The sequence below is a fragment of the Micromonospora sp. RTGN7 genome, assembly GCF_033804645.1.
GTDB lineage: Bacteria > Actinomycetota > Actinomycetes > Mycobacteriales > Micromonosporaceae > Micromonospora.
On sequence record NZ_JAPZLF010000001.1, the window covers coordinates 668,318 to 691,350 of the forward strand.

Annotated in this window: 18 protein-coding genes, 1 tRNA gene and 4 pseudogenes; 11 read left to right on the top strand and 12 right to left on the bottom strand. The window is 67.4% G+C overall.

Annotation, left to right across the window (positions count from 1 at the left end):
- Nucleotides 1-32 precede the first annotated feature (32 nt).
- A complete protein-coding gene (locus SNR22_RS02885) occupies nt 33-464 on the bottom strand; it encodes an SsgA family sporulation/cell division regulator (RefSeq protein WP_007457244.1) in 432 nt (143 codons plus the stop codon).
- A gap of 295 nt (nt 465-759) precedes the next feature.
- Here SNR22_RS02885 and SNR22_RS02890 point away from each other — a divergent pair, with 295 nt between their 5' ends.
- A complete protein-coding gene (locus SNR22_RS02890; protein ID WP_320064838.1) occupies nt 760-1,305 on the top strand; it encodes a TIGR02611 family protein in 546 nt (181 codons plus the stop codon).
- Nucleotides 1,306-1,358: 53 nt separating this feature from the next.
- Nucleotides 1,359-1,430 (top strand) — tRNA-Val (locus SNR22_RS02895).
- Between the two features lie 365 nt (nt 1,431-1,795).
- On the opposite strand, the gene SNR22_RS02900 is transcribed toward SNR22_RS02895, so the two are convergent.
- The gene (locus SNR22_RS02900; RefSeq protein ID WP_320064839.1) at nt 1,796-1,921 is read right to left on the bottom strand and encodes a hypothetical protein; all 126 of its coding nucleotides are present in this window, start codon (nt 1,919-1,921) and stop codon (nt 1,796-1,798) included.
- A 725-nt stretch (nt 1,922-2,646) separates the two neighbouring features.
- Between SNR22_RS02900 and SNR22_RS02905 the strand changes: the two genes are divergently transcribed.
- On the top strand, nt 2,647-2,823 hold the full coding sequence (locus SNR22_RS02905) for a hypothetical protein (RefSeq protein WP_320064840.1): 177 nt from the start codon (nt 2,647-2,649) through the stop codon (nt 2,821-2,823).
- 6 nt (nt 2,824-2,829) lie between these two features.
- Nucleotides 2,830-4,041: a group II intron reverse transcriptase/maturase gene (ltrA, locus tag SNR22_RS02910; RefSeq protein ID WP_320064841.1), complete on the top strand. Its 1,212-nt coding sequence runs from the start codon at nt 2,830-2,832 to the stop codon at nt 4,039-4,041.
- 108 nt (nt 4,042-4,149) lie between these two features.
- Here ltrA and SNR22_RS02915 read toward each other — a convergent pair whose 3' ends face one another.
- The 4 genes and pseudogenes from SNR22_RS02915 to SNR22_RS02930 all read right to left on the bottom strand — a co-directional run bounded on the left by SNR22_RS02915 (nt 4,150) and on the right by SNR22_RS02930 (nt 8,001).
- Nucleotides 4,150-4,836 (bottom strand): ISAs1 family transposase, encoded by a 687-nt coding sequence (locus tag SNR22_RS02915; protein WP_320064842.1) that lies wholly within the window; start codon nt 4,834-4,836, stop codon nt 4,150-4,152.
- A gap of 55 nt (nt 4,837-4,891) precedes the next feature.
- Nucleotides 4,892-5,056, bottom strand: a pseudogene (locus tag SNR22_RS02920) (transposase family protein); the annotation flags it as partial.
- A gap of 1,089 nt (nt 5,057-6,145) precedes the next feature.
- Entirely contained in the window at nt 6,146-6,949 is an 804-nt protein-coding gene (locus SNR22_RS02925) for a hypothetical protein (RefSeq protein ID WP_320064843.1), read from the bottom strand.
- 388 nt (nt 6,950-7,337) lie between these two features.
- A pseudogene (locus tag SNR22_RS02930) lies at nt 7,338-8,001 on the bottom strand (hypothetical protein).
- A gap of 309 nt (nt 8,002-8,310) precedes the next feature.
- Here SNR22_RS02930 and SNR22_RS02935 point away from each other — a divergent pair.
- Nucleotides 8,311-9,435, top strand: a pseudogene (locus SNR22_RS02935) (IS3 family transposase).
- Between the two features lie 159 nt (nt 9,436-9,594).
- On the opposite strand, the gene SNR22_RS02940 reads toward SNR22_RS02935, so the two are convergent.
- The 5 genes and pseudogenes from SNR22_RS02940 to SNR22_RS02960 all read right to left on the bottom strand — a co-directional run bounded on the left by SNR22_RS02940 (nt 9,595) and on the right by SNR22_RS02960 (nt 13,607).
- Nucleotides 9,595-10,050 carry a hypothetical protein gene (locus SNR22_RS02940; RefSeq protein WP_320064844.1) on the bottom strand — a complete coding sequence of 152 codons (456 nt, stop codon included), beginning with the start codon at nt 10,048-10,050 and terminating at the stop codon, nt 9,595-9,597.
- A 74-nt stretch (nt 10,051-10,124) separates the two neighbouring features.
- Nucleotides 10,125-10,544: a hypothetical protein gene (locus SNR22_RS02945; protein ID WP_320064845.1), complete on the bottom strand. Its 420-nt coding sequence runs from the start codon at nt 10,542-10,544 to the stop codon at nt 10,125-10,127.
- A pseudogene (locus SNR22_RS02950) lies at nt 10,541-11,384 on the bottom strand (IS5 family transposase). The gene SNR22_RS02945 and the pseudogene SNR22_RS02950 overlap by 4 nt, the downstream one beginning before the upstream one ends.
- A gap of 610 nt (nt 11,385-11,994) precedes the next feature.
- Nucleotides 11,995-13,191: an RNA polymerase sigma factor gene (locus tag SNR22_RS02955; RefSeq protein ID WP_320064951.1), complete on the bottom strand. Its 1,197-nt coding sequence runs from the start codon at nt 13,189-13,191 to the stop codon at nt 11,995-11,997.
- A gap of 8 nt (nt 13,192-13,199) precedes the next feature.
- On the bottom strand, nt 13,200-13,607 hold the full coding sequence (locus SNR22_RS02960) for a YciI family protein (protein ID WP_320064846.1): 408 nt from the start codon (nt 13,605-13,607) through the stop codon (nt 13,200-13,202).
- 227 nt (nt 13,608-13,834) lie between these two features.
- Here SNR22_RS02960 and SNR22_RS02965 point away from each other — a divergent pair, with 227 nt between their 5' ends.
- Both SNR22_RS02965 and SNR22_RS02970 read left to right on the top strand, forming a co-directional pair.
- Nucleotides 13,835-14,143 carry a hypothetical protein gene (locus SNR22_RS02965; protein ID WP_320064847.1) on the top strand — a complete coding sequence of 103 codons (309 nt, stop codon included), beginning with the start codon at nt 13,835-13,837 and terminating at the stop codon, nt 14,141-14,143.
- Nucleotides 14,144-14,864: 721 nt separating this feature from the next.
- Entirely contained in the window at nt 14,865-18,038 is a 3,174-nt protein-coding gene (locus tag SNR22_RS02970; RefSeq protein WP_320064848.1) for a beta-N-acetylglucosaminidase domain-containing protein, read from the top strand.
- 20 nt (nt 18,039-18,058) lie between these two features.
- Here SNR22_RS02970 and SNR22_RS02975 read toward each other — a convergent pair whose 3' ends face one another.
- Nucleotides 18,059-18,832: a GntR family transcriptional regulator gene (locus tag SNR22_RS02975; RefSeq protein WP_320064849.1), complete on the bottom strand. Its 774-nt coding sequence runs from the start codon at nt 18,830-18,832 to the stop codon at nt 18,059-18,061.
- A 177-nt stretch (nt 18,833-19,009) separates the two neighbouring features.
- Between SNR22_RS02975 and SNR22_RS02980 the strand changes: the two genes are divergently transcribed.
- From SNR22_RS02980 to SNR22_RS02995, 4 genes are all read left to right on the top strand, one after another.
- Nucleotides 19,010-20,269, top strand: a complete 1,260-nt coding sequence (locus SNR22_RS02980; RefSeq protein WP_320064850.1) for an ABC transporter substrate-binding protein — start codon at nt 19,010-19,012, stop codon at nt 20,267-20,269.
- Between the two features lie 104 nt (nt 20,270-20,373).
- Nucleotides 20,374-21,198 (top strand): sugar ABC transporter permease, encoded by an 825-nt coding sequence (locus SNR22_RS02985; protein ID WP_320064851.1) that lies wholly within the window; start codon nt 20,374-20,376, stop codon nt 21,196-21,198.
- Nucleotides 21,199-22,095: a carbohydrate ABC transporter permease gene (locus SNR22_RS02990; protein ID WP_320064852.1), complete on the top strand. Its 897-nt coding sequence runs from the start codon at nt 21,199-21,201 to the stop codon at nt 22,093-22,095.
- Nucleotides 22,092-23,027 (top strand): N-acetylglucosamine kinase, encoded by a 936-nt coding sequence (locus tag SNR22_RS02995; protein WP_320064853.1) that lies wholly within the window; start codon nt 22,092-22,094, stop codon nt 23,025-23,027. Before SNR22_RS02990 ends, SNR22_RS02995 begins: the two co-directional genes overlap by 4 nt.
- The last annotated feature ends 6 nt before the right edge of the window (nt 23,028-23,033 follow it).

The window sequence follows — 23,033 nt, forward strand, 5'->3', positions numbered from 1 at the left end:
CAGATCCGCGCGGCTCGGGTCGGCTGTCTCTCTCAGCGGCCGGCGAGCAGCCGGTTCACCGCCGTGTCGACGTCCAGGTGCTCGGCCTCCCGGCCACGCGGGACGACGACGTAGGTCCGCCGCAGGAAGCGCACCAGGACGCTGCGCGGCACCTCGAACAGGGCGTTGCCGTCCGGGGACGACAGCGCCAACGCGACGAAGTCGCCGCGCGGGGTGGCCCACGGCCAGACCCGGACGTCACCGATGCCGGCCGGCTCGTCCAGGCCGGTGACCAACAGCTCGCGGGCGAACGACCAGCTCACCGCCTCGCCGCCGGCGGACTCGGCATGGAACAGGACATGGACCGCATACGGATCAGCAGGGTCGTAACGCAGGCTGGCACGCACCGGCAGAGCCGTGGCGTCAGGCGCGACGAGCCTTAGCGACGTCTCGACCTCTACGGTCGTCGGTCGAATGACACTCATGGACGTTCTCCCCCCGGCACCGCTGCGGAACGCGCGTGTTCCGCTTTTCCCATACTCAGGTGCTACCTCTGGCTACGCTCCGCCATACGCTGACTTCACCCAGTGGTGGGAAGGGGGTCGGAAACGCCGCTAGAATGTGAAAATTCTTGTACGATATCCGGTTTTGCCCAGTGGTTGATCCCGCCCGGCATCGGGGTAGTTCAGACGTCGACTTACTCCGGTAACGTCCAGTGGTCCGATGGAGTGACGGGCCGGGGCGACACTGGAGGGCGAAATGGTCACTAACCGATCCTCAATGGATGCGACGGCTCGGTCGAGCCCTCCGAACGGAGGGGGCCGTGCAGCCGAATGGCGGAGGTACGCAGTGCCGAAGGATCAGCGCGGCTGGGGTGGCCCCGACAGCTCGGGAGCCGGGGGCGGAACGGCGGTCGCCGAGCGGCGCCGCGGGCGCTTCCGGCAGCGGGTGGGCACCACCCTCGACCTGATCCGCGCCAACCCCACCGGCCGGGTCGCCCTCAAGATCTTCATCTCCATCGCCGGCGCCCTCGTCGTCACCATCGGTATCGCCCTGATCCCGCTGCCCGGCCCCGGCTGGCTGCTGGTGATCGCCGGACTGGGCATCTGGGCCGTGGAGTTCCACTGGGCCCGCCGGCTGCTCGCCTTCACCCGAGGGCACGTGCAGGGCTGGACCCGCTGGGTCACCAGCCGGTCCATGCCGGTGCGATTCGTCCTCGGGTCCGCGGGTCTCGTCTTCGTCGCCGCGGTGGTCTGGCTCTCGCTCAAGTACAGCTTCGGCATCGATCTGGTGGCCCGACTGCTGCACTACCTCGCGACGAACTGACCCCCCCGGATTCGCGGTCCGGTCCCGCAGTCGGGTAGAGTCAGCGTCGCTGAGGGCGATTAGCTCAGTGGGAGAGCGCTTCGTTCACACCGAAGAGGTCGCTGGTTCGATACCAGCATCGCCCACCTTGAATATCGACAGGCAGAGGCCAGTTCCGGGAATTCCGGGTCTGGCCTTTTTGCCGTCTGGGTGGAGATCATGAGTCGCTGGTGAGTCAGCGCGGGAAGCGTGCCCAGCGCTTGACGCGAGGTGAATAGTCGGTGACCTACCTTGATCACCTATCCGTCACCCCTTGCCTACGGCGCCAATCGCAGGGGGTGACGCCGTGGGAAGCATGGTTCGCCCTTCGCCGAGGTAAGGCACCGGGGCTGCGCGTTGTTGACGGAGATGACAGCGATTGGAGCGGCGACCGGGCTCTCGGGTTCGTCGACAGTCTCCACCCTCGGTCGAAGCGCCGGCGGCACCTGCACACCAGGGCCCCGGCAATGCGTCAGGTGATGCCGAGGAGTGCCAACGGGCGGTTGCTGTCGCGGGCGTGATGTCGGGTGCCGGCGGCGATGTTGGTGACGCCGGCCTGGCGTAGGACGCTGATGGCGGCGTTGCGGAGAGCTGCCATGACTTCGGTCCGGTGCCGGTGCGGATCTGGCTGCGGTCTTCGTCGTAGGTGACGTCTCTGACGTGTGCGCCGTGAGGCGCTGTTGTTTCGAGTGGAGGTGAGAGACCTTCGCCGCTGACCCTGTCGCAGCAGGGCGGTGGAGCTGAGGGCAGCCTGACCCGGGAGGTGCCGGGGAAGGTGGGAGCGGCCCTGACAAAGCCGGGGCGTGTCAGTACTGCCAGATGGTGCGGGTCCGGCGAGCGGGATGAAGAGGAGTACGAGAGGAACCTGCGTTTACGTCCCTCAAGATGTCACCGGCCTGGAACCTGGCGGATGTGGGCCGGATGCGGTGCGCACCCTCGGTTACGTGTCGGAGGGGAACTCCTGGGTGGTTCTGTGTCTGACCGCCGGGAGGCCACGGTGAAGTGCTGCGGGGTAGTCGTGGCGATGCCGCTGGGACATAGCAGGGCTCCTCCTTCGTCGAGCGAACAACAGTGAACACGGGAACCGCCCCGGTTCTGCCAGTGCCGCGTGCAGCCAGCGTGAGGTGCGGGCTGGGTCCACCGTCGACCGACCGGATCGGGGTGGGGCGGAGCCGTCGTAGTACTCCGAGGCCGGGAGACCCGGTCACATGGGGAAGGACGGCAGCGGTTTGCAGGAGGGAGGAGGTTGTAATGCCGAAAGATCCACCGGGGAATCCCGGCGGTCCGGGCGAGGGGTGGTATCCGTTCGCCAGGGTATCGGGGATGCAGGCCAAGCTTCACCGTTGGGCGGCGGCCGAACCCGGCCGCCGGTTTGATGACCTGTTCAATCTCGTGCACGACCCGGCGACGCTGATCGTGGCGTTCGACCGGGTCGCCGGCAACCGGGGCGCCCGCTCCGCTGGCGTCGATGGCCTGACGGTCGCCGATGTCGAGGAGTAGATGGGCGTGCCGGGCTTCCTGGACGACCTGCGTTCCCAGTTGAAGGCGGGAACGTTCCGACCTTTGCCAGTGCGGGAACGCGCTATTCCCAAGCCAGGCGGGTCGGGAAAGGTTCGCCGTCTCGGGATACCGACCGTGGCGGACCGGGTCGTGCAGGCGGCGCTGAAGCTGGTGCTGGAACCGATCTTCGAGGCCGACTTCGAGCCGGTCTCGTACGGGTTTCGGCCCCGGCGGCGGGCGCAGGACGCGATTGCTGAGATCCACCTATTCGGGAGCAGAAGCTACCTGTGGGTGCTGGACGCCGACATTAAGGCGTGTTTCGACGAGATCGATCACACCGCGTTGATGGACCGGGTCCGGTTGAGGATCAAGGACAAATGTGTGCTGGCGCTGGTGAAGGCGTTCCTCAAAGCCGGGGTGATGACCGAACTCGGTGATGTTGAGGAAACTGCCACGGGAACACCACAGGGCGGGATCTTGTCCCCGCTGCTGGCGAACATCGCGCTGAGCGTGCTCGATGAGCACGTCCACGCGCCGTGGAAGCCGGGTGGGATCATGAGTACCGACGGCCGCCGCCGGTATCGACGTCAGAAGGGCCTGCCGAACTGGCGGATCGTCCGTTACGCGGACGATTTCGCGGTCCTGGTGAGCGGTGAGCGAGACGACGTCGAGGCTTTGCGCGAGAGTATCGCGAGTGTGCTGGCCACGATCGGGCTCCGCCTGTCGGCAGAGAAGACCCGCGTGGTCCACATGAACGAAGGGTTCGACTTCCTCGGCTTTCGAATCCAACGACGGCGTAAGAGGGGGTCGTTGAAGTGGCACGTCTACACGTTCCTCGGTGACCGGCCGATCCGGTCGTTGAAGAGCAAGGTGCGTGCCCTGACCCGCAGGACATCACGGCAGGACCCGGCAGCCGTGCTGATCCGCCTCGGGCAGATCCTGCGCGGCTGGTCCACGTACTTCCGGCACGCGGTCGCCAAGAACACCTTCCGGCAGCTGGCCCACTTCGTGTGGAACAGGGTCGTACGGTGGTGGCGGACGCTACACCGGTGGACGTGGACGCAGTTCCGCCATCGGTTCACCACGCATGGACGGTGGAAACCGCTGGCAGCAGACGGGATCGCGTTGTTCGACCTCGCCTCGGTCACGGTCACCCGTTACCGCTATCGAGGCGCAGCGATCCCCAACCCGTGGCTCCGGCTGACGCGACCAACCTGACGGCGACGGCCGTGGAGAGCCCGGTGCCTGGAGACAGGCACGCCGGGTTCGGCGAGCGGCCTGGTGAAACGGATCGGGGGTAACCCCGACACCGCGCTCCAGGCCGACTTAACAGTGGACCTTGTTCTCGATCGACCAGTGCCCGCGGATCCAGGTGGCCAGTTGTGCTGGTCTCGCTTGGTGCACGCGGAGGTCGGTGATGGCGTAGACCGTTTCGGTGGTGAAGCGTTTCGGCTGGTCGAGTCGGTGTCTGCGGCGGCGGATCTGGATGGCTTGGGCGGCGTGGGGGAAGTCGATGCCGGTGGAGATCGTCAGGATCTTGAGGGCACGGATCTCACGGCGGCCGTGTCCGCGGTCGGTGTCGCGGGTGGCGTCCGGGACGGCCCGCCAGGGCAGGGCGGTGAGTTGGGCGTGCAGGTTCGGTTGGTTGCCTTTTACGGTCAGGATCCAGTGCGCGCCGCGTTCGGCGAGGTAGGTGACGTGGTCACGCTGGCAGTGCAGCGCGTCGGCGGTGATCACGGCGTCGCGCAGATCGCCGATCTGATCCAGCAACGGGGCGAAGCGGGTGATCTCGTTGGTCTTGCCGTCCACGTCGGTGTCGGCCAGGACGACACCGCTGGCCTGGTCGCAGGCGGCCATCACATGCCGGGCGGCGGTGTCGGTGGTGCGGGATCCGCGCAGCGTCTTGCCGTCGACCGCGATCGCCCGCCGGCCTGACGAGGTGCCGGCCGTGGCCCGCCCGGCGAGCCATCCGCCGATCGCCGCGGTCAGCAACTGCGGATCCAGGGCCTGCAAACAGCCGGCGGATCATCGTTTCGGACGGCCGCCGATCCGGGGCGATGCCCAGGGCCAGGACGGTCGTGTCCGGAACATCGGCGACCCATTCGGCGATCGCGGCATACGAGCGGTAGCCGGCCACCACGGCACAGACCGCGGCGGTCACCACGACCGGCAGTCGGTGCCGGATACCTCGCCGGGCTCGCGGATCAGGCAGCCCACCAGCGGTTTCGGGCACGGTCAGAGCCGGCGCAGGACAAGGATGAGATCAGCGATGATGACAGGGCGAGCATGACTCACTTCGGATAGATCACCGTGGCGTAGAGAACCTTGATGATCTTCTGAACCGGTCATGCCCGTCTTGCTGCCACCAAAAACGGCGCTTCCACTCCGAACCACTCAAGCCGGACACCATCACAACTTTGCCGGGGCCCTGGGCCAGGCCCGCAAAACATCGGATCGTCGTGGTACACAGCATTGACCATGACACGAAGGACGAGACGGCGTCATCGATTGCTGATAGAACACTTCTGTGGCGGTGGCTTGCCCACGTACCGCAACTCTTCACATTGTCGAAGGTGTCGCACGGGTGAGAGCGTCCACTCGTAGGTGGCGGAGAGATATCCCATAAAGGTGATGCGTCCGCAGCAACGGTAGTAGCCGTTCCCGTTCCTCAGTTCATGTGATTCCAAAACTCCGTCGACCTCGATTATCGCTTCTAGCACATAGTCAGAGACCTTTGACGGAAACAACTCTGAAGACAGGGTAACTGGCAGTTCGAGCGTTTGCCCTTCGCTGAGAACGTAAGGTTCGATTGGGCTTACCTCGCTCTCGGGCCGAAGACCGCCTACAGGGGAAGCCTTAGGACCTGATCCATCGTTGCGGCAAGTCATCGCAACCCATGGACCTTCCTCAGGTCGGGGGCGTGTCGGTGCAACAGGTTTCGCCTCGACACTTATGGAAAGTGCATCAATGGGGCGCCGTGCTTGCAGTGACAGGATATGGATGGGCTCAATGCCAACCTGAATTGCCCCATTCTGTTGCGCCCATGCTGCGAACTGGCGACAGTTTTCCACTTCCCGAGGTGGGCCTTTCCGAGCCTGGTCTTCAGTAATTTGCCAAGTCGTCTCAGGGCTGTGCACAGCCAAGTTGAAAGCAGCAGTCACGTCTATCGCACCGTCTACACCAGCGGCATCAGTGGCGGCGACCTGCGGTTTTCCTCGATCTCCGCTGTCGTCCGTTCGCAGCATCCGAGCTGTGGTGAAAGTTGCTACCGCAGCAAGGATCCAGACGGTCATGAGCAGAGCCCGGCGGCGCCAACGGCCGCTCATATTTTGAAGACGGCGGGTCCAGCGCCCTCGGCTATCCATTTTCCAGCAATACCGGCATAGTATCTGTCTTCGTAATGAGGTGCCAGCCTCGTGCTTCGAAACGGTTTACCATCGTCATCGATTGTCACGGTGCGTCTTTCGTCTCCCAGGTCGCAGTCTAGCTCTATAACCCATTCACAGTAAGATCGGTCAGTGAAAGCCTGTACGTCGATCGATTTTGGCTCCCCCGGCTTAAGCTCTAGAACGTGACGGTCCATATAGGCTTCACCGAGACTAATGCCGTCCTTCTTGACAACTCGAGCAAGGCTTCGAGTCTCGTCTAGATTGAATCCAATCTCCAATGGCGCCTCCCCGCCCTGATCTCCGTGGAATAGGTAAGCCCCTGCCAGAGGAGGAGAGCGCTGCAGCACCTTGGCGCGTAGTTGTCTCACAAAAATCGGCTGGGTCCAGCCGCCAACTATCGATAGCCGGACTCGAGTCAACAGGCGAGGAGTTCCCTGGCGGGAGAATTGCACCACCGCCTGCAATCCAACTTCGAGCCCTTCCGGTACTTCTTTTAACGTTCGCTGCAGGGCGAGTAGCTGCTGCTCCTCCTTGGCAGTCAACCGTTGCGGAAATAGCCTCACCCTTGCCTCAGTTGATCGATGGTAATAGTATGCATTAACCGAAAATGGTGGCTGCTTCTGGATTGACTCTTTTTTAGCCTCCTCCACATTGCGGTCGTTGTTTACGGCGGAGGCTGATGAGGTTGCCCAATTGTAGATATTCTCCGCGACGAGGGTTACCACTGTGACTGCCACAGTTCCGCCCATTCCCAGCACTAGCCCTCGCCGCGAAACCCGAGCCGGTGGGCTGTCGGAGGGCCGATCGGGCGAGCCCTCCGAGGTGTTCGCATCCAATGGTGCCGGCTCGCGTTGATCCGACCCCGCCTCAGTTATTTCAGCCGGCTCTGTCGATCCCGGGTGGGGACTGATGTCGACAGGAGACGCACTGCTCCCCTTCTGGATGCCTGACCTGCGTCGGACTCGCTTCGATCTTGGATTCGACACGTCATTGACTCTCTCGGAGTATCCTAACTAGACGGTACTACCCTACTAGTCGCTAGCAACGTAGGGACACCGTCTGAAACCGTGGTCCCATAAGCAGCTTGAAAGGCGGACTCTCGGTTTCGGCGACATAGGGCGGTACTCAGGTGCGGCAGGAAGTGGGACCGCTCGCCGCGTAAGCGGCTGCAAGCAGCCGTTGCGCGGTGCGCTCGGTGATGCCGAGCTGCCGGGCCAGCGCGACGCCGAGGCCCCGCCGGTCGCGCCCGGTGCGGTCAGCTTCGGTCAGGAGCGCGACGGCGGCTGGAAGTCGAGGGTCGTCGGCCTACGGGTGTGGTTTTCGGGCACCGGTCGTGCCGGGGGTACGGCCGGTGGATTGCCGGCCGGTGCGTGCGTCGGCCACGGCTCCACACGGTGCGCCGGTGCCACAGGCGGCGTAGTCGCCCGTCGGGCAGCACCTCGACGCGGTCGGGGTGGTCGAGCAGGGTGTCGGGCAGGTTGCGGTACGAGCCGTAGCCGAGGACCCTTGCCGCCGTACCAGAGCCGATGAGGTCGTCGGAGTCGCCGCGGCGGTCGACCTTTGTCAGCTCGGCGCGTTTCGCGGCCTGGTGCGCGATGTGGAACGCCTCGATGTCGTCGAGCCAGAACCACTCACGGCCGTCGTGCTGAAAGCCTTTGGGGAAGCCGAACCGGGCGCGGTGGCGGTGCCAGTGGTTGACCGTGGAGTACGCCGCTCCGGTGTAGGCCACGACTCCCGCCCGGTCGAGGGCGGTCCGTCCGTCGATCACGTGTCGTGCCACACCGTTCATCCTCCCCCGGTGGTTCGGGGCCTACGCCGTGCGTCGAGGCGAGGTGCGCAGGGCTCGCGACTGTAGGATCGGCGCTACGCCTGGCTCTGATAGATGCGAGTCTATGGGGTCGCAGGTGGCCGGAGTGGGGCGAGGTGGCCGGTCGGGGTTGCGCGCACCCTCGGGTGTGCCCGCCGGCCACCGACTGGGCTTGACCCGTTTCGACGGACAGGGCCGTTGTGTTGATCTTAGTTAGGCGGCTTGGTCGATCGGTAGCGGTGGTGAGCTGGTGGCCTCGAAAGCCGCAGGGCTGAGGTAGCCGAGGGTTGAGTGTCGACCGCGGTCGCGTTGTACCGGTCTCGGCCGGGGGCGACGATCGCGCAGATCGCTGACGATCTTGGGGTCAATCGGGAGACGTTGCGTAGTCGGGTCCGTGCTGATGATCAGCGTCGGGGTCCGGTGGCCGGGCCGGCGGGGTCGCCGGCGGCTGGCTCGGTGGAGGACGAGAACGCCGCGTTGCGGCGGCGGGTCCGGGAGTTGGAGGAGGAGCGGGACATTCTGCGGAAGGCGGCCCGGTATTTCGCCGGGGAGACGCGCTGGTGAACCGCTTCCAGTTCGTTGCCGACCATCAGCAGCGCTACGGCGTGAAGCGGTGGTGTCAGATCATCGGGGTGTCCCGCTCGAGCTTCTACTACTGGCGCGCGGCCGCCGAAACGCGGGCCGCGCGGGAGGCTGCGGATGCGGCTCTCGTCGGTCGGATCCGGGCGGTGCAAACCGCGCATGACGGCACCTACGGAGCGCCTCGGATCACCGCCGAACTCCGCGATGCCGGCTTGGCGGTCAACCGTAAGCGGGTCGCCCGGGTGATGCGCCGCTTCGGCGTGCACGGGCTACGACTACGCAGGCGCACTCGTACGACAGTGCCGGACCCGGCCGCGGCGAAGGCCTCGGACCTGATCGGCCGGGACTTCACCGCCCCCGGGCCGAACCAGCGTTACGTCGGTGACATCACCTACCTACCGGTCGGGGAGCGCGGGTTCCTCTACCTGGCCACGGTCCTGGACCTGTACTCCCGGCGCCTCGCGGGCTGGGCGGTCGCCGATCACATGCGCACCGACCTGGTCATCGACGCCCTCCACGCCGCGCAGCAAATGCGAGGCACCCTGCACGGGGCGATCATGCACACCGACCACGGAGCTCAATACACCTCTCGGGCCTTCGCCGAGGCCTGCACGGCGGCAGGGGTGCGGCAGTCGATGAGCGCGGTCGGCAGCTCCGCCGACAACGCCGCTGCGGGAGTCGTTCAACGCCACCCTCAAACGCGAGACCCTACAAGGCCGGCGCGCCTTCACCGACGAACGCGAAGCACGGCTGACCACGTTCCGCTGGCTGCACCGCTACAACACCGTCCGACGCCACTCCCGGCTCGGACAGCAGCCACCGATCACCTACTAGAAGAGCACCCGGCCAGCGCCAGCTACGCTGGCCCCGGCCGCATAAGCCCCGTGTCCAGGATCAGGGGCCAAGCCCCGGGTTGCCGGGCCCTGCCTGTGGCGTGCAGGGTGGGCGGTATCGGCGGTGGCCACGCTCCAGCCGCAGCCGCCGCGTGTGGTTCTACTTCTCGTTGAGTTCGTCGAGGGTCTTCGCGGCGGAGTCGCGCAGCGAAACGAAGGCATCAGGCTCAGTGGCGGAGAGTTCGCTGTAGATGTGTACCGCCTCGGTGACCGCCTCGATCGCACGTGGCGCATGCTCCCAGGCCTCAAACAGAACCGTGACCCATCCCATGCTCCACAGCGACCCCGCCAGGTCCGGTAGGTGCAGGTTGCGGTTGAGGCCGATTAACTCCCGGCGCAGGTTGACGGCTTCGCCGCTGGTCTCCAGGGCTTCCACCCGCCGGCCCGCCTCCGCCAACCGCATGGTGTGGTTGTGCACCGAGGCAGCCAGGCCCGGTAGCTGAGCGTTGCGGTTGAGGCCGATCAACTCCCGGTACAGGTTGACGGCTTCGGCGCTGGCCTCCAGGGCTTCATCCCGCAGGCCCGCCCTGTCCAATGAGATGGCGTGGTCGTGCACCGATTCAGAGGGTGGTTCGGGAGCCTATGTCCAATGTGGGCTTGTAGCTCGTTAGAGGCCCTGTTGGCGGGGGGTTACGCGGACGGCGTCGGCGAGGCGAGAGTGAACAGGCCGGCCTCGGGTTCGGTGAGGATCTGGCGGGCGACGAGGCGTTTGAGCTTGGCTCGGAGCCCTTCGGTGTCCTTCGGGGTGATACCGGTGCCGAGGGCGCGGCAGATGTCCTTGGCGCGCATCGGTGTGGTGGCGCTGTGGAACGCGGCGAGGATCTGCTGGTAGGCGGGGCTCGCGACCGTCGGGTCGGCAGGTGTGGTCGCGTCGAGATGTCCGCCCAGGCTCAGGAGCGTCTTGCGGGTGATGGCGAGTTCGGCCACCTCGGTCTCGGCTGCGGCGAGCTGATCGGCGAGGGAGGCGATCTGGGCGCGGAGCCGCTCGACGGCGAGGCCGGCGGCGGTTTCGCGTTCGGTGAGCAGGGTCAGCAGCGACGGCTGCGTCACCGTTGGTGGCCCGGGTCGCGCCAGGACGCGGTGGTGGTGCCGGTCAGCCGGCGGATGAGGTTCGCCGTCGAGGCCCACCAGGTGCGTGACACTGCTGAGGCGGGTCGGCTCTCGTACTCGCGGACCAGACGGCGGTGCAGCATCAACGTGCCGTTGGTCTGCTCCACCACCCACCGGCGCTTCACCGGCACGAACCCCGCCGTGGTGTCGGACCGAAGGACCTACTCAACGTCGATACCGTTCACGGCGCCGTGGATCTGCACCTCATCTTTGAACCCGGCGTCGACCCACGCCTTGGTCACCGTCGGGGTGTGCGCCACCACGTTGTCCAGCAGCCGCACGCCGATCGCGTTGTCGGTGACAGACGCCGCGGTGACCACCACCGCGATGATCAACCCCAGGGCGTCGACCGGCGAGGCCCCGCTTACGGCCTGGCACCTTCTTCGCGGCGTCCCTGCCGGTCGTCGCGGCCGGGACATGATTGGTCGCCCGGATCGACTGGGTGTCTAACACCACCGCGGTCGGGTCCTCCGCCCGCCCGGCCCTCTCCCGCGCCTGACAGCGCAACAGATCATGAATCACCTGGTCGGTGCCGTCATCACGCCACGATGCGAAGTAGTAGTAGGTGGCCGACTTCGGCGGCAGGTCGTGTGGCAAGTACGCCCACTGACAACCGGTCCGGTTCTGGTAGAAGATCGCGTTCACGATCTCCCGCAGCTCGTAACGGCCCTGATGTCCCGACACCGACGGATGCCGGTCCTTCCACGCCTGCAGGAACGGACCGACCACAGCCCACTGCTCATCGGTCAGGTCACTCGGATACGCCGCACGCTCACCCATGATCAGCCCAACGCGGCCGGGACCCCACCGGTTACGACCACGGCTCACATTCACATGCCGCGCCAAACCCACAATGGACGAAAGCTACCGAACCACCCTCTCGGCCAGGTCCGGTAGGTGGGCGTCGCGGTTGAAGCCGACCAACTCCCGGTGCCGGTCGACGGCTTCGCCGCTGGCGATCAGGGCTTCCATCCGCCGCCCACCTCCGCCAACGATGGGTACGGCAGCTGGTGTACGAGGCTTCCCAACAACTGTAGTTCCTGCGGCAGGGAAGGCAGGGCACGTCGTACCAGGTCGGCGACCCCACGCTCATGCCCTACCACTTCTGCGATCACATCTCCCAGGCCGTAGCCGTCGGCCGGGCCACCCCGCACCGCCACCAAAGCCGACGCGTGCACTCTGCGCCATCACGTGGTGCCGATCAGCAGTCAGCGCGTCCGACAGTACGGCATGTTCGTGAATGGGGGCCGACGGCGAGGTCCGCCAGGAACCAGCCGTACGAGCCGGCGGCAAACGCAAACCTGATCACCACGCCGCCACGACGCCTGGTGCGCTGAAACGCGCTGACCGGGCCTGGAACCCGCTCAGCGCGTGCCGGACGACAGGCGTATCAGCCCAGGTGCCGGGTGAAGTAGCGCAGCGAGCTGCCCAGTTCGAACCTCGGGACCTCCGCGTGGGCGTTGAGGCGGGCGGCCTGGCGTGTCAGGTGGTCGCGTTCGGCGAGGTTGGGGGCCTTCTGAGCCGCCTCGGCGTACAGCCGTGCCGCCGTCGCCGGGTCGGCGTCGCGTTCGTGGAGGTACGCCGCCACCGCCGCGTGGCGGGGTAGTGCGGCGTCGAGCGCCGCGAGTGCCGCCAGCCCGGCACGCGGTCCGTCGGCCTCGCCGACAGCCACCGCGCGGTTGAGCCGGACGATCGGGCTGTCGGTCAGGCGCGCGAGCTCGTCGTACCACTCGACGATCTGCACCCAATCGGTCTCCCCGGCGGTGGACGCGTCGGCGTGCAGTGCCGCGATGGCGGCCTGGGCCTGGAACTCGCCCAGCCGGTCGCGGGCGAGGGCCGCCTGCAGGATCTCGACCCCCTCGGCGATCGACGTGGTGTCCCATCGGCCGCGGTCCTGCGCGGCGAGCGGCACCAGGCTGCCGTCGGGCGCGGTCCGGGTGACCCGCCGGGCGTGGTGCAGCAGCATGAGGGCGAGGAGCCCCGCCACCTCGGGGTGGTCGATCGCGGTCGCGAGCTGCCGGGTGAGCCGGATGGCCTCGGCGGCGAGGTCGATGTCGCCGGAGTAGCCCTCGTTGAAGACCAGGTAGAGGACGCGCAGCACGGTGGCGACGTCGCCGGGTTGGTCGAACCGTACGCCGGAGACGGTGCGTTTGGCCCGGCTGATCCGCTGCGCCATGGTCGCCTCGGGCACCAGGTAGGCCCGGGCGATCTGGCGGGTGGTCAGCCCGCCGACGGCGCGCAGCGTGAGCGCGACCGCGGACGACGGCGTCAGCGACGGGTGGGCGCACAGGAAGTAGAGCTGGAGCGTGTCGTCCACCGAGGGCGCGGACCCGGGCGGCGGCTCCTCGTCGACGAGGTCCTCGCGCCGGCGGCGGGAGGCGTCCGCCCGGGTCGCGTCGAGGAACCGGCGCCAGGCCACGGTGACCAGCCAGCCCTTCGGGTCCCGGGGCGGGTCGGTCGGCCAGACGCGGACCGCCTCGACCAGCGCATCCTGCACGGCGTCCTCGGCCGCCGCGAAGTCGGCTCCGCGGCGGACGAGGATCCCGAGCACGCTCGGTGGGAGGCTCCGGAGCAGGGCCTCGTCCAGGGGAGAGCTCACTCCCTGATGCTGGGCGGCGCGGTCAGGAACGGGCGCAGCTCGAGCCACTCGTGGATCGGCTTCCCGCCCGCCCCGGGGGCGGCCGACAGTTCCCCGGCCAACTCGACGGCCCGTTCGTAGCTGTCGACGTCGATCACCATCCAGCCCGCGATGAGGTCCTTGGTCTCGGCGAACGGGCCGTCGGTGACCGGCGGGCGCCCCTCACCGTCGTACCGGACGAACGTCCCCTCGGGGGCGAGCGCCTGACCGTCGATGAACTCGCCGGTCCCCTCGAGCCGGGCCGCGAAGTCGTTCATGTACTGCATGTGCGCCGAGATCTCCTCCGGCGTCCACCGATCCATGGGCACGTCGTTGACCGGAGCCGGAGCGCCGCGGTAGTGCTTGAGCAGCAGATACTTGGCCATCGTGTTTCTCCTCGGTGCTGGTGTGACCCATTGTGGTCACGTTCACCCCAGGGACGGAGCAAGCCACCGGTTCTCGACATCGCCGTCCGATAATTTTGCCCTCGTAGCTGAGTCCGGGTGTGGTCTCGTGGTGTCCGGGTCCACGGCGAGGGCGAGGGCGAGGGCGAGGGCGAGGGCGAGGGCGAGGGCGAGAAGGATCGGAGGCCTTTCAAGATGGATGAGCGACCATGAGCCACGAGGTCTGGAGATTGCTCGACCGTAGAGCTGAACGAGCAGAGCGATCGTGGCCGGAGACCATGTCGGTACTGCCTGTGGGCAGACGAGTCCGGGCACGGGTGCTCGCGGCCAGGCCGTTCGGTGTCTTCGTCGAGATCGACGGTCAGCCGGATGCGCTGGGCCTGGTGGAGATAACCACAGTCCCGCGTGGCAGCGAGCTTCCGGCTGTCGGCATCTGCTTCGATGCGGTCGTCGTCAGCCATGCCGCTCACAACTGGCAGGTGAGACTACGGCCGGCCGAGGTCGAAGTCGGCAACTGATCGTTGCCAGTGAACGGTAGGGCTGGCGTCAACAGATCTCGCTACAAGCCCACCGCGTATCGGATCGCCCCACCCGATCCCGACGACGGTACGCCGCAGGAGCTGTCGCTGTGCGGGACGTTCCTTCCGGGCCCGTCGCGACCTCTTCCCGGTCACCGGCGCTGAGCGCGTTCGCCGGCGCCCGTCGTGCGGGGTGTGACGGGTTCGGCCGGGGACGGACAGACGGGATCAGGGCTAGACCAGTATGAACAACCCGGCTGTTAGCTCTACATGACGCTTGTGATCAGCGGAAATCGGGTGTGAGCGGTACGCCCACCGGGGCCGAAGCTTGCCTCGGCAGCCTCGACTTGGTTGGTGGGGTCTTGACGTAACCAGGAGCAGCATGGATTCTCGTTACTGGCATAGACCAATCCTCAGGCACGACGCGGGATCCGGCCCCGACGGCCGATCGGCTCCCCTGTTGACCGGACGGGCCGGCGGATCTTGTGCCGGTCAGCCCCCTGCCTGCTACACCATTGCGCTCCGAGCCGGCACGCACCGGCAACAGCTACCGACCCTGAACTAACAAAGTGGAGGTCGCGTGTTCCTTCTACGCTCATCTCGCGGTTGTCGCCGCGCTGTCGCACTCGCCGCATCGGTCACGCTCTCCGTGGGCGTGCTGGCCCCCCTGCCCGCCGGCGCCGAGCGACGGGCTCCCAGCCAGGCGGCTCGAATCCTTCCGGTGCCGCAGCAGATCGACTCGCGCCCGGGATCCGTGGCGTTGCCCGACAACATCGATGTTGTCGCGGGCGAGGCCGCCGACCCGGCGGCGCAGACAGCGCTCGTGGAGCTGCTCTCCGCGCACGGCATCACCGCCCGGATCGTGCGCAACAGCGACCTGGCGGCACGCGCACCGATGATCATCCTGGGCGGGCCGCGCGAGACGCCGGCGAGCACCGATGCGCTACGCGCCCTCAACGTCGCGGGTCCGGAGTCGCTGCCCGGTCAGGGGTACGTGTTGGCGGCTGGTCACGACGAGCGTGGCCGGTCGCGGATCGTCCTCTCCGGTGTGGACGGCACCGGCACCTTCTACGCGGTCCAGTCGCTTCGCCAACTGCTCGTATCTAAGGGATCCCGGGTGACCGTCGGCGGCGTGCAGGTCCGCGACTGGCCGGGGTACCAGGTCCGTGGCGGTATGGAGTCCTTCTACGGGCCGGTCTGGTCGCAGGAGGACCGGCGCTCGCAGATCGAGTTCCTGGCGCGGCACAAGATGAACCAGTACTTCTACGGACCGGCGGACGACCTGCGCACCGGCTCGAACTGGGGCTCGTTGTACGAGCCGGCGGAACTGGCCCTGATGAAGGAGATCGTCGACCTGTCGAAGTCGCGTCATGTCGACTTCGTGTACCGGATCTCGCCGGAGGCGCCGATGGCCCCCAGTAAGGGGATCTGCCACGTGCGCGAAGCCGATCGGGCCAAGCTGCTGGCACGCTTCGAGCAGATGTGGGAGATCGGCGTCCGGAGCTACGTCATCGCCTGGGACGACGTGTCGGGCAACTTCGCCTGCCAGGAGGACCGGGACGCCTACCGTGGCGACCGGTCACCGCTCGCGGTGGCCCAGGCCGAGGTCACCAACTTCATGCAGAAGGAGTTCATCGAGAAGCACCCCGGCGCCAGCCGCATGGTGGCCGTGCCGACGGAGTACTGGGGCATGACGAAGACCCCGTACACGGACCGCTTCGACGAGTTGCTGAGCACCGAGGTCGACCTCTACTGGACGGGGCCGGCAGTGGTCTCGCCGAGTATCACCGAGGCGGACCTCCAGGCTGCCCAGGCCGTGTGGTCACGGCACCGGATCATGCTCTGGGACAACTACCCGGTCAACGACTACAGCACCAACCGGCTGCTGCTGGGCCCGCTGACGAACCGCGACGCCGGCATGGCGGACAAGACGATCGGCATCTCGTTCAACGAGCTTGTCGGTTTCCAGGACGCCTCGCAGATCGCCCTCGGCACCCAGGCCGACTACGCCTGGAACCCGGTGGCCTACGACGCGGAACGTTCCTGGACACACACCCTGCAGATTCTCGGCGGTGACGCGTACGAGGAGCTGCGGCTCTTCGCCGAGAACAACCGGGCCAGCGTCCTGGACGCCACCACCCGGCCGGAGTTCGCGGCGCTCATCACCCGGCTCATCGCCGACTACCGGGCCGGCCGACCCGTGACCGCCCAGCTCGCCCGGGTCGACCGTGAGCTGCGGCGCCTCGAGGAACTCCCCGCCGCGCTACGGGCAAAGCTCGACAACCCGGTTCTGCTCAAGCAGATCGCACCCTGGCTGGACCGAGTCGGCGTTACCGGCCAGGCAGGTCGGGCAGCCCTGCGTATTCTCAAGGCCCAGGACAAGGGCGCCAGCGAAGCCGCCTGGGTGGCCCGACGGGACCAGTCGAGCGCCCGCCTCATCCTCGACCGCACCTGGCACCAGATCAGCCCCGGTCCGGTCGACGAACTCCTGAGCTTCGCGGCGTCCCAGAACGACGCCTACATCGGTGACCGCTGGTACGGGGACCTTGGGGCGGCCATCGGCGCACCGGCTGCCGCATCGGGTTCCTCGTTGGGCAGTCTGACCGACCGGCGCGACGACACGGTCTACGTCGCCGCCGGCGTGCCGCAGGCCGGTGACGCGATCACGGTCCCGATCACCAAGCCCCACAGGCTGTCGGCGGTGACCGTGGTACAGGACGCGACCGCTCCCGCGGACGGCATGATCCAGGCGCTCGTCGACGGCACCTGGGTGGACCTCGGGCAGCTCGCTGACGGATTCACCAAGGTGCGGGCCGAGGACCTGGCGGCCAGCGCGGTACGGATCCAGTGGACTCCCGGTAGCGTCGCGCCGCGCGTCTACGAGATCGTCCCGCACTACTCCGACGTGCTCCGTGGCCGAGTCTCGGTCGAACCGTCGGGCGCGCTCATCGCACCCGGGGCGACCAAGCGGTTCCAGGTCGCTCTCGAGGCGTTCGACGAGGGCCGGGTGAAGGGAAGTGTCGCCGCCAGTGGCCCGGACGGCTGGACCGTCACCCCGGCGACTCAGGTTCTCCAGGCGCGACCGGACGGTCGGACCATCGTCACGAGCGTGCCGGTCGCCGTTACCGTCCCCTCCGGCACTGCCCCGGGCCGGCACCAGGTGACGGTGACGTTCCACAAGGACGGCGTCGCGCCGGTGAACCTGCCACTGACGATCATCGTGGGGGAGGGCACCTACCCGGACTTCGTGACCAGGGCCAACCCGTCCGGTTACTGGAGGCTGGGCGACGCGGCCGGTTCCAGGACCGCCGTCGACAGCTCCACCGGTGGGCAGAACGGAACCTACCAGAGCAGTGAGCCGGGTGCGGAGGGCGTGCTTGCCGGCGACGGCGCGGCCGACCTCTCGAACGGCTACATCGAAGTGCCGCGCGCCCCGCGCACCAACCTGGCCGGACCGTTCACGGTGGAAGCGTGGGTCAAGCTCGACACCATCGTTCCGGCGCCGGGGCAGGCGATCATCGAGAGCTACACCGGGCCGGCCGTCAACGGGTTCGCGTTGAGGGCGAGCAACGGTGTCCTGCAGGCGTGGTCGCTCGGCGCTCCGGGGAAGGGCCACGGCGTCGTGTCCGGCCGTACCCCGCTGACGCCGAACAAGTGGCACCATGCGGTCGCCGTGTTCGACGGATCGCGGCTGACCGTGTACCTCGACGGCATCGCGGACAGCAGCGTCGCGACGACGGTGGCCCCGGGCAGCGGCACGGCGAGCATCAAGCTCGGTGGCCGCGGGGACGACACGTCCCAGCGGCTGCAGGGTGACCTCGACGAGGCGGCGATCTATGACCGCGCGCTGACGGCGACCGAGATCCAGGAGCACTACTTCGCCGGAATCGGGTAGCCAGACCCTCCGGATGCGCGTCAGCCGCCCTGCGGCGGTGGGCTGACGCGCATCCGGATGGCGTACCGATCCCCGCGATAGAGCGACCGCCCGAACTCCACGACCTTGCCCATGTTGTCGACGGAGATGCGCTCTATCAGGAACGCCGGTTCGTCCTCGGCGACCTCGAGTCGCTTCGCCTCGGTGGCGGTCAGCCGCGCGATGGTCACGGTCTGCCGTGCCGATTCGAGTCGCACACCGAAGGCGCGACCCAGGATGTCGTAGAGCGAGTCGTCGCGCCCCAACACGTCGAGCAGGGTGGGGAAACGCGCGGTGGGGAGGTTGGTCCGCTCCAGTGCCATCGGGATCCCGTCGGCGGTGCGGATCCGCTCGATGTAGTGGGTCGGCTCGCCCGGAGCGATGTCGAGGCTGGTGGCGACGGTGCGGGTGGCCGGGCGGGTGCGGGCGCGGTAGCTCTTGGCGCCCGGCGTCATACCGCGCATTCGCATGTCCTCGCTGAACGAGCGGAATATCTCCGAGTGGGTCAGGGTCGGATGCTGCACAAAGGTGCCGCGTCCAGGGACCCGCCGGACCATCCCCTTCGTCTCCAGCGCGTCGATGGAGCCCCGGACGGTCATCCGGGCAACTCCGAACCGCTCGGCGAGCACCCGCTCGGAGGGGAGCAGGGCGCCATCTCGTGAGCTCAGGACCAGGGCGGTGAGCACGTCGGTGATGTGCCTGCCCTTGCCACGGTTCTGCTCCGCCAGCAACGACTCAAGCGCTCCGTCGCTCGGCTCATGTCGGGTCCTCGGCACGAGTTTGTCTCCTTCCTGCTCGATCGACGTCATCGTACGGGGCGGGGCCGCGCTTCTCGGTGACGTCGGCCTACCCGTTGACCAGCGGTCTATACCAGTATTACAGTCGGGCTCTCCGCCGGTTGGGTGGGGTGGCGATTACAACGATCGGAGTTCTGGATGCCCAGGAAGTACGGCGTGTTGGGAGCAGCTGCGATGCTCACCGTCACGCTCGCCGCATGCGCGCCAGGCAGCGGTGACGACGGCGGCGGCGGTGACGCCGTCAACCTGAAGGTCTGGGGATGGCGGCAGGAGGATGTCGCGGCGTACAACAAGATCTTCAAGATCTATGAGGGCGCCAACCCCGGTGTCACCGTGGAGTACGTCCCCTACAAGAACACCGAGTACGACACGATCCTCAAGACAGGGCTCACCGACGCCAACGGCCCGGACGTGGCACAACTCCGTTCCTACGGCCTTCTTCAGCCGCTGGTCGCCGCCAGCGGTCTGGTGCCCCTCGATGGTCAGATCAAGGAGTTGGAAGGCTTCCCGAAGCCGGTCCTCGACGGTGCCCGGGGCGAAAGCGACGGAAAGGTCTACGGGGTGCCGTTCGCACTCCAGACCCTGCACGTGATCTACAACGCGAAGCTCTTCGCCGATCACGGCATCAAGGCCCCCACCACCTGGGCGGACATGATCGCGGCGTTCGACAAGCTCAAGGGCTCCGACGTCATCCCGCTGGCGAGCACGGTCACCGACACCTGGATGCTGCCGATCCAGCACGAGATCTTCGGGGCCACGACCTACGGCGGCACCGACTACCTGAACAAGATGATCACCGGCGGGGCGAAGTTCACCGACGGCCCCTGGGTGAAGTCGCTCGAGACCTGGAAGGGCACCAACAAGTACTGGCCACCGCAGTCGTCCGGGGTCAGCTACGCCGACGCGCAGGCGCTCTTCACCTCCGGCCGCGCCGCGATGTTCCCGGGCGGGATCTGGGAACTCGGCGTGTTCGAGAAGGCCAACCCCGACCTGAAGATGGGCATCTTCAACGTGCCGCCCGCGCCTGGCGCGGCGGTCGACAAGACGCTCGTTCCCGGCTACGTCGACGGTTCCTTCGGAGTCTCGGCGAAGTCCCCCAAGCAGAAGGCCGCGCTGGACCTGGTGCGGTGGATGGCGTCGGAGGAGTTCGGCCGGGCGTACTCCCACGAGTTGCGTCAGATCTCCGCGGTCCCCAAGGTCCAGCCCCAGGACGAGCTCCTGGCCCAGGCTTTGCGGGCGTACCAGGAGAACCCGAGCCCGTACGTCACCTACGCGTACTTCTCCGGTGGGTCACCCACGGCCTGGGATCTCGCCTCGGCGGCCTTCTCCGACTATCTGCTCGGGCGACGTGACGCCGCTGATGCGGCCGGACACGTCCAGCGAGGAGTCGATCAGTGGTTCCGGCCCAAGAACTGAATGTCCGTCCTGCCCGGCGGCGACGCCGCCAGGCAGGACGGACCTCACTGGGGTGGATCGCGGCATTCTGCCTACCGGCGTTCGCTCTCTACGGCCTCTTCGTCGTGGTACCTCTGGTCACGGCCTTCTACTACGGCCTGTTCCGCTGGGAGGGCACCCGCCAGGCGAACTTCGTCGGGATCGGCAACTACCGGGAGGTCTTCACCCGCTACCCGTTGAGCGAGGAGATCACCGCCGCGCTGGGGCACAACGTGCTCTTCTTCGTCGGCACCATGGCGATCCAGAACACCATCGGGCTGGGCCTGGCCGTACTCCTGCATCGGAACCCGTGGGGAAAGCGGCTGTTCCAGACGCTCTTCTCGCTTCCCTACCTGATCAGCCCGCTGATCGTCGGCTACATCTGGTCGCTCCTGCTGAGCCCCACCTTCGGCCCGATCAATTACGTGCTCAGAGGCGTCGGCCTGGACTCATGGGCACGCCCGTGGCTCGGTGAGCCGGACACCGCGCTGCCGGTGCTGATCCTGGTCAACGCCTGGCAGTGGATCGGCGGGCCCATGCTCATCTTCGGCGCCGCCCTGGCCGGTGTCCCACGCGAGTTGGAGGAGGCGGCCGCCATCGACGGCGCGTCAGCCGCCCGGACCTTCTGGAAGGTCAGGTTCCCACTCCTGATACCGGCCGTCGGGGTGATCACCGTTCTGACGTTCATCGGGTGCTTCAACATCTTCGACCTCGTCTACGCGCTGGGCGGATCCGACGGTGGCCCCGGAGGCGCCATGGACGTGCTGGGCCTGCTCTACTACCGGACCGCCTTCCAGGGCGGCAGCAACGCGATCGGAGAGTCCTCGGCGTTGGCCATGCTCATCTTCGTGTTCATCTTCGGGATATCCGTCGTCCTGGAGCGGGCGCTGCGCCGTCGGGAGGTGACGTAGATGAAGGCCCTGATGACCACCCCTCGTACGACGCCGGGAACCACCAGCAGGTCAGCGCGCCCGGACGGTACCCGCCGGCGTCCGCTCACCCGCGGCATCGGTATCCAGGTCATTCTGTGGTCGTACGCCGGCATCGCGTTCGGCCCGCTGCTGCTGGTGCTGATGGGTTCGTTCCGGTCCAACGCGGAGATCCTTCGCGCACCGGTCGGGCTGCCCAGTTCGTTCGACGTGAGCAACTACGTCCGCGCCTGGGAGACCGCGTCGATCTCGACGTACCTGATCAACTCTCTGGCGGTGACGGGCGCCTCGGTGGTGCTGTGTGTCAGCGTGTCGGCGCTGGCCGCCTACGCCCTGGCCAGGTGGAGATTCCGGGGACGCGCTCTGCTGGCAGCGTTCTTCCTGTCGGGTCTGATGATTCCCGCGAAGCTCGGCCTGCTGCCGGTGTTCTACATGTTCCAGTCGATGGGCCTGATCGACAGCCGGATCGGGCTGGTGCTGCTGTACGCGGCGGGCGGCATTCCGTTCTCCGTCTTCGTGATCATGGGGTTCATGCGGGGGTTGCCCGGGGAACTGGAGGAGGCCGCGAGGATCGACGGAGCACACGAGGGACGCCTGTTCGTCTCGATCGTGCTGCCACTGATGCGTCCGGCACTCGCGGTGGTCACGGTCTTCCAGTTCGCGCCGACCTGGAACGACTTCTTCTATCCGCTGGTCCTGATGCGCAGCGGCGACAAATACACCATCCCCGTCGGGCTGACCCGGTTCTTCGGTGAGTTCGCCGCCGACCGAGGCACCCTGTTCGCCGGGCTCGTGATCGCCCTGGTCCCGCTGGCGGTGGTGTTCGCACTGGCGACCAAGCAGATCGTCGCCGGCCTGACCGCTGGGATGTCACGATGACAGCTACCATCACCATCGACGGCGGGAAATCACAGCTCAGGATGCTGCTGAGCACTCCAGGCGGTCGCCAGCTCGGGATCGGGCCCGGCTTCGTCTACCAGCCAGGCGAGGACGGCGTCGCCCGGATCCTGGACGCCATCCGCGGCGCTGCGGACACCATCTCGCTGCCCACACAGGTGGCAGGTGTGCTCGCCGGTCTGACCGGCGCACCGGGTGACCACGCCGAGCGTCGACGCCTCGCCCGCGCCATCACGAGGCTCCTCGGCGGTCCCGCCGCGGTCGTGGAGGACAGCGTCCTCGCCCATGCCGGCGCCCTCGACGGCGCCGGCGTGGTCCTGTGCGTCGGAACCGGGACAACAGTTCTCGCGGTGGCCGCAGACGGCAACTATGCCCGCCTCGACGGGTGGGGTCCACATCTCGGCGACCGCGGCAGCGCGTTCGCCATCGGGCTGGCCGGGATGCGCGCCGCGACGGCTTCGTACGACCGGGTCGGGCCGGAAACCACGCTGGCCGACCGCCTCGTCGCGGCGCTCGGGGGCGTCGACCTGGCGGCGCTCCAGCGGTACTACCGGGACCCCGCCATGATCCCCCGCACGGCGGCCTTCGCTCTCGATGTTCTCGACGCGGCCGCCCAGGCCGACCCGGTGGCGAGCCGCATCTGCGCCGCGGCCGCAACCGATCTCGCTGACACGGCGGAGACGGCGATCAACCGACTTCGCCTCAGCGAAGCGGAACGTCAGGTGTCGTACAGCGGACGGCTACTGGCCCAGGGGAGCGTCTTCCACCGGGCACTGTCCGCAGAACTCGACGCCAGAGGGCTGCCGCTGGTCAGCCCCAAGGCCGAGCCGCTTGAGGGCGGCCCCACGCTACTGCTCGGCACCGGTCCCTACGCCCGCCTGCTGGCGGACCAGAACCCGGGCGGGGACGCGTGAGGGTCG

What these genes read in the sequence shown, in the direction of transcription:
- SNR22_RS02885 (WP_007457244.1), bottom strand. Translation starts at nt 464, where the DNA reads ATGAGTGTCATTCGACCGACGACCGTAGAGGTCGAGACGTCGCTAAGG.
- SNR22_RS02890 (WP_320064838.1), top strand. Translation starts at nt 760, where the DNA reads ATGGATGCGACGGCTCGGTCGAGCCCTCCGAACGGAGGGGGCCGTGCA.
- SNR22_RS02900 (WP_320064839.1), bottom strand. Translation starts at nt 1,921, where the DNA reads ATGGCAGCTCTCCGCAACGCCGCCATCAGCGTCCTACGCCAGGCCGGC.
- SNR22_RS02905 (WP_320064840.1), top strand. Translation starts at nt 2,647, where the DNA reads ATGCAGGCCAAGCTTCACCGTTGGGCGGCGGCCGAACCCGGCCGCCGG.
- SNR22_RS02960 (WP_320064846.1), bottom strand. Translation starts at nt 13,607, where the DNA reads ATGGCCAAGTATCTGCTGCTCAAGCACTACCGCGGCGCTCCGGCTCCG.
- SNR22_RS02965 (WP_320064847.1), top strand. Translation starts at nt 13,835, where the DNA reads ATGAGCCACGAGGTCTGGAGATTGCTCGACCGTAGAGCTGAACGAGCA.
- SNR22_RS02990 (WP_320064852.1), top strand. Translation starts at nt 21,199, where the DNA reads ATGAAGGCCCTGATGACCACCCCTCGTACGACGCCGGGAACCACCAGC.
- SNR22_RS02995 (WP_320064853.1), top strand. Translation starts at nt 22,092, where the DNA reads ATGACAGCTACCATCACCATCGACGGCGGGAAATCACAGCTCAGGATG.